Genomic DNA, 4,695 nt, shown 5'->3' on the forward strand with positions numbered 1-4,695 from the left:
CTGACGCACCCGCGCCGCGCAGCGTCGAGGAGCGCCTCGCCGAGATCGACCGGCTCGCGGCGACCGGTGCGATCAGCGAGGCCGAGCGGGCGGCCGCGCGGGCCGAGGTGCTGCGCGACCTGTAGTCGGCGGGCCGCGGTGCTGTGTCACGGTAGCCGGCGGGCCGAGGGAGCGACCGGCGAGGGCCGTGCCGCGCGCGAGGTCTCGGCTAGACTCGCCCCGGCCGTGACTGGCGTGAGGTGGGGTCAACCACCAGGGAGCGGCCGCAGTTCCCTGCCGTGCACCGTCCGCCTGGGTGCCTGGGTCCCGATCGAGCCGCGCGGCGTCCGTCGCGCGGGCCGCCGACCCAGGAGGACCGATGAGCGCGAGCCCCGTCCCCGCATCCCCGTCCGACCCCACCGCAGCCGAGACCCGTCGCCCCGTGCGCCGTGCCCTGCTCAGCGTCTACGACAAGGCGGGCCTGACCGAGCTCGCCGGTGCCCTGCACGCCGCCGGCGTCCAGCTGGTCTCCACGGGCTCCACCGCCGCGACGATCGCGGCCTCCGGCGTCCCGGTGACGCCGGTGGAGGAGCTGACCGGCTTCCCTGAGTGCCTCGAGGGTCGGGTCAAGACCTTGCACCCGCGCGTGCACGCCGGGATCCTCGCCGACCTGCGCAAGCCCGATCACGCCGCCCAGCTGGCCGAGCTCGGGATCGAGCCCTTCGACCTCGTCGTGGTCAACCTCTACCCCTTCGCCGCCACCGTCGCCTCGGGCGCCGGTCAGGACGAGGTCGTCGAGCAGATCGACATCGGCGGGCCCTCGATGGTGCGTGCCGCGGCGAAGAACCACCCCAGCGTCGCCGTCGTCGTGGACCCCACCCGCTACGCGGACGTCATCGCCGCCGTCGCGCGCGGTGGTTTCACCCTCGCCGAGCGTCGCTCGCTGGCCGCTGCGGCCTTCGTGCACACCGCGACCTACGACGTCGCCGTCGCCTCCTGGATGGGCAGCGTCCTGGCCCCGACGGGCGAGGTCGAGACCGAGGAGGGGCCGCTCGCGACGCGCTTCCCCGCCTGGCTGGGCGCCACCTGGGACCGCCAGGCCGTGCTGCGCTACGGCGAGAACCCGCACCAGTCGGCCGCGCTGTACACCCACGGCGACCGGGCCGAGGGCCTGGCCACGGCCGAGCAGCTGCACGGCAAGGCCATGAGCTACAACAACTACGTCGACGCCGACGCCGCCTGGCGTGCCGCCCACGACCACCAGCGCCCTGCCGTCGCGATCATCAAGCACGCGAACCCCTGCGGGATCGCCGTGGGCGCCGACGTGGCCGAGGCCCACGCACGAGCCCACGCCTGCGACCCGGTCTCGGCCTTCGGCGGTGTGATCGCCACCAACCGCCCGCTCAGCGTGGACGCCGCGCGGCAGATCGCGCCGGTGTTCACCGAGGTCGTGCTCGCGCCCGACTTCGAGCCGGGTGCCCTCGACGTCCTCGCCACCAAGAAGAACGTGCGGGTGCTGCGGGTCGCGGCCCCGTCGGCCGGCGAGGTCGAGCTGCGTCCGATCACCGGGGGACTCCTGCTCCAGGAGCGGGACCGCATCGACGCCGCCGGTGACGACCCGACCACCTGGACGCTCGCCGCCGGCGAGCCGGCCGACGCCGAGACCCTCGCCGACCTGGAGTTCGCCTGGCGCTCGGTGCGGGCCGTGAAGTCCAACGCGATCCTGCTCGCCCACGACGGCGCATCGGTCGGGGTGGGCATGGGTCAGGTCAACCGCGTCGACTCCTGCCGCCTCGCGGTCGAGCGGGCCAACACCGGTGAGGTCGAGCGCGCCCGCGGCGCCGTCGCGGCCTCGGACGCCTTCTTCCCGTTCGCCGACGGACTGCAGGTCCTGCTCGACGCCGGGGTGCGCGCCGTCGTCCAGCCGGGCGGCTCGGTGCGGGACGAGGAGGTCGTGGCAGCGGCAGCAGCCGCAGGCGTCACCCTCTACCTCACCGGCACGCGGCACTTCGCGCACTGACCTGCACCGACCTGCACCGACCTGCACCGACCTGCACCGACCTGCACCGACCTGCACCGACCGCTCCGCGGCTCGACGGGTTGACGGCCGCCGGTCCCGGGGGACTCAGCCGAGGCTCGCCTCGCGCAGGGGGACCTCCGGGTCGGCGGCGCGCGTCCTGTCGAGCCGGGGAAGGTCGGTTCCCGCGAACAGCTTGCGGGCGGCCGAGACGTCCCGTGGCCGATCGACCCCGAGGACAGCGGTCAGCACGGCCCCTCCCGGGGCGAACCACAGGGCCGTCCAGCCGCCGGGCGACTCCCGCAGGACGACCTCGTCCTGCGGGGAGGGTCGGCCGAGCAGACCGAGGTCGTGACCGAGCTGGGTGGAGAAGACGTACGGCGGCGGGTCGTCGACCGGGCCCACGGGCCCCGGCCCGTGGAGCAGCGTCCTGACGGCGAGAGCCGGTCCGCGCAGCGCCGCGTCCCAATGGCCCCCGCCGACCCAGCCGTGACGCGGCGACGGGCGGCGCGCGAGATCGCCGACGGCAGCGACCCGGCCGTGCGTACCCGGCACCTGCCAGCGCTCGTCGACGGCGAGGTGCCCGTCGGGGCGCACGGGAAGGGACAGGGCCAGCCACTCGCTCTCCGGCCGTGCGCCGACGGCCGCCAGGACGACGTCCGCTTCGAGCACCGACCCGTCGGTGAGCCGCACCCGGCGGGAGGGCTCGTCGACGGCGGCAGCCGGGGAGTCGGTGAGCAGCCGCACGCCCGCGTCCCGGTACCAGCCGATGGTCCGTGAGCCGACCTCTGCACCGAGGGCACCGGCGAGTGGCGCGCGGCCCGCCTCGACGACGGTGACCTCGGCCCCGGCGGCCGTAGCGGCGCCGGCCACCTCGGCGCCGATCCACCCGGCCCCCAGCACCACGAGCCGGGTGCCCGGCCCGACGGCTGCGCGCAGTGACGCGGCGTCGGGCACGGTCCGCAAGGTCCTGGCGTGCCACCGCGAGGGGAGCACGGGGCGCGATCCGGTGGCGAGCACGACGGCGTCGGCGTCGATCGCGCCGCCGCTGGTGCGCACCCGCACCCCGTCGGGTCGGGGGGTCAGCCCGGTCGCGGGCTCGGCGAGGCGGACGTCGTCGGCGGCGGCCAGGTCGGCGCCCAGCTCGTCGCGCAGCCAGGCGGGCGTGGTGCGGGTGAAGAGCTCCTTGGACAGCGGCGGGCGGTCGTACGGGGCGAGGCCCTCGGCGCCGAGCACGGTGAGGTGCCCGTCCCACCCGAGCGCACGCGCGGCCTGGACCGACTGCGCTCCGGCGAGGCCCGCGCCGATCACGACGAGCGAGCGGACCCGCCTCCCCTGGTCGGCGTCGCTGCTCACGCGCCCACGGTAGTCTCACGCAGCGTGACCGAGGAACGCCGAGACGCGGCAACGCTGCGCCTGGTCGGCGCTGCCCTCGTGGCCGCCGCCGTGCTCGCCCTCGTCGTCGGTCCCGATGTCGCCTGCGCGGCCCTCGCGGCGACCTGCGCGATCGCCGCCGTCCTCCGCGGGGTGCTGCACGGGCACCGACCCGTGGGGCTCGCCGTCCGGTCGACGATGACGGATGTCACCGTGATGATGCTGCTCGCGGTGGGCATCGGCGTGCTCAGCCTCAGCCCCGGCGTCTGAGCCTCAGTCGAGGCGCACGTCCTGGACGTCCTCGACGGGCTCGGCCGTCAGGAGGTCCTGGTCCTCCGTCGTGAGCTCCCGGCGACCGAAGGCGAGCAGGGCGAGCCCGACGACGGCGCCGCCGACCAGCCCGGTCAGCCAGAAGAGCCACAGCTGCGCGAGCGCCGTGGTGTCGGAGCCGACCGAGACGATCGCGACGGCGGTGGCGCGGGCGGGGTTGAGCGCACCGTTGGTCACCGGGGCGACGAGCAGGAGGAGGGCCGCGAAGGTCAGGCCGACCGCCACGGCACCACTGCGTCGTGCGCGGTTCGCCAGGACGACGGCGACCAGGACGATCGTGCCGAGGAGCTCGACGACCAGGGCGGCGACGAGGCCGAAGGTGAACTGCCCGCTGGACAGCGTCGAGAGGGGGGAGAGGGCGTCGTAGCCGTTGGCGGTGGTGGCCATCAGGCCGACGGCCGAGTCCGTGCCGAGCGCCTCGGGGAGGCCCGCCGGGACGGTCAGGACCAGGACGGCGACGGCGGTGATCGCGCCTAGCACCTGGCCGGCGACGTAGAGCACGGCGTCGACCGTCGGGGTCCGTCCGGTGATCGCCGCCGCGACGCTCACGGCGGGGTTCAGGTGCGCGCCGGAGAACCCTCCGAGGGCATGCGTCAGCCCCGCGAGCACGAGACCTGCGGCAAGGGCCACACCGAGGGTGCCGACGCCGCTGAGCTGGGTGTAGAGCAGGGCGCCGACCGTGACCAGGACGAAGGCGAAGGACCCGAACGTCTCAGCGCCGACCCGGGCGAGGAGCGAGGGCTCCTCCTCGTACGCGACGGTCTCCAGTCCGCTCAGCTCGAAGGACTCGACCTCGAGGGTCATCGCGGTCTCGGCGACGGGGGACTCGTCCGCGTCGGATGCTGCCGGCGGGGTGGGCTCGGGCGTGGACATGCGGGTCCTCTCGTGGGCGGTGCAGGCTCTGCTGGCCTCGGCATCATGCCACCGGTACCTGGACGCAGACCCAGGTCTCTCGATGTCGAGTAATCTTCTTCCGAGAGCTGCCGCAACGACGC

At 75.1% G+C, this 4,695-nt stretch carries 4 protein-coding genes and 1 riboswitch; of the genes, 2 read left to right on the forward strand and 2 right to left on the reverse strand.

The features are described 5' to 3' along the window. Positions 1 to 215: 215 nt before the first annotated feature. Positions 216 to 304, forward strand: a riboswitch (ZMP/ZTP riboswitch). A 54-nt stretch (positions 305 to 358) separates the two neighbouring features. Then, a complete protein-coding gene (purH, locus tag ABWK99_RS13760) occupies positions 359 to 1,999 on the forward strand; it encodes a bifunctional phosphoribosylaminoimidazolecarboxamide formyltransferase/IMP cyclohydrolase (RefSeq protein ID WP_372595269.1) in 1,641 nt (546 codons plus the stop codon). 105 nt (positions 2,000 to 2,104) lie between these two features. Here the strand turns inward: purH and ABWK99_RS13765 are convergent, their stop codons facing one another. Next, a complete protein-coding gene (locus tag ABWK99_RS13765) occupies positions 2,105 to 3,352 on the reverse strand; it encodes an NAD(P)/FAD-dependent oxidoreductase (RefSeq protein ID WP_372595270.1) in 1,248 nt (415 codons plus the stop codon). 24 nt (positions 3,353 to 3,376) lie between these two features. Between ABWK99_RS13765 and ABWK99_RS13770 the strand changes: the two genes are divergently transcribed. Next, complete coding sequence (locus ABWK99_RS13770) at positions 3,377 to 3,640, forward strand: DUF3017 domain-containing protein (RefSeq protein ID WP_372595271.1); 264 nt, start codon at positions 3,377 to 3,379, stop codon at positions 3,638 to 3,640. Between the two features lie 3 nt (positions 3,641 to 3,643). Here the strand turns inward: ABWK99_RS13770 and ABWK99_RS13775 are convergent, their stop codons facing one another. Continuing rightward, positions 3,644 to 4,573, reverse strand: coding sequence for an MIP/aquaporin family protein (locus tag ABWK99_RS13775; protein ID WP_372595272.1), 930 nt, complete (start codon positions 4,571 to 4,573; stop codon positions 3,644 to 3,646). Between the last annotated feature and the right edge of the window lie 122 nt (positions 4,574 to 4,695).

This window comes from Actinotalea sp. (genome assembly GCF_041597215.1).
GTDB lineage: Bacteria > Actinomycetota > Actinomycetes > Actinomycetales > Cellulomonadaceae > Actinotalea.

Excerpts from the sequence above, each read along its gene's own strand:
- ABWK99_RS13775 (WP_372595272.1), bottom strand. The coding sequence starts at position 4,573 with ATGTCCACGCCCGAGCCCACCCCGCCGGCAGCATCCGACGCGGACGAG.
- purH (WP_372595269.1), top strand. The coding sequence starts at position 359 with ATGAGCGCGAGCCCCGTCCCCGCATCCCCGTCCGACCCCACCGCAGCC.